This is a genomic window from Paenibacillus sp. Y660 (assembly GCF_057221575.1).
In genome coordinates, this window is the sequence record NZ_JBXBBJ010000089.1 from 1 (window position 1) to 740 (window position 740).

Here is a 740-nt window from a genome sequence, read left to right on the forward strand (position 1 = left end):
GGTATCGTTGTTCGCCACGTCCTTCTTCGGCTCCTGGTGCCTAGGCATCCTCCGTGCGCTCTTACTAGCTTAACCATATGCTCAGGTGATTCGGCTTGACCGCCGTTTTCATTTTGTTTCCTCGATCTCCTAAGACATCAAGTGGTTGAAACAAAACGAAAAGAAGTCGGAACAATCTCGAACACCTTTCGCTAACAATAAAAACAGCTTAAAGGATGTTTCAGCAATTCTTTTCTTTCGTTATCCAGTTTTCAAGGTACAAGTGTTTTGCGGTGAATTTGCTTCAGAGTAATTCTTCAGCAAAGACGCAACAAATGAAAGTTGTTGGTGGAGCCAAGCGGGATCGAACCGCTGACCTCCTGCTTGCAAGGCAGGCGCTCTCCCAGCTGAGCTATGGCCCCAAAGTTATATGGGTACCGACTTCTCAGAGTCGATAATGGTGGGCCTTAGTGGACTCGAACCACCGACCTCACCCTTATCAGGGGTGCGCTCTAACCAGCTGAGCTAAAGGCCCATAGGTATTCCCTTTGGACTTCCTGTTGAAAGATGATTAATCTTTCAAAACTGACAACGAGTAAAGCGATAAACTGCCACGTTTATCCGAACCTCATCGGGTTCGGGTATTTCCTTAGAAAGGAGGTGATCCAGCCGCACCTTCCGATACGGCTACCTTGTTACGACTTCACCCCAATCATCTACCCCACCTTCGACGGCTAGCTCCCTTGCGGGTTACCCCACCG

General features: G+C 48.6%; 2 tRNA genes and 1 rRNA gene. All 3 read right to left on the minus strand.

Annotated elements, in window-relative coordinates:
• Positions 1-325: 325 nt before the first annotated feature.
• Positions 326-401, minus strand: a tRNA-Ala gene (locus AC2TDN_RS26570).
• Positions 402-437: 36 nt separating this feature from the next.
• Positions 438-514: transfer RNA gene (locus AC2TDN_RS26575), tRNA-Ile, on the minus strand.
• A gap of 118 nt (positions 515-632) precedes the next feature.
• Positions 633-740, minus strand: a 16S ribosomal RNA gene (locus AC2TDN_RS26580); the annotation flags it as partial.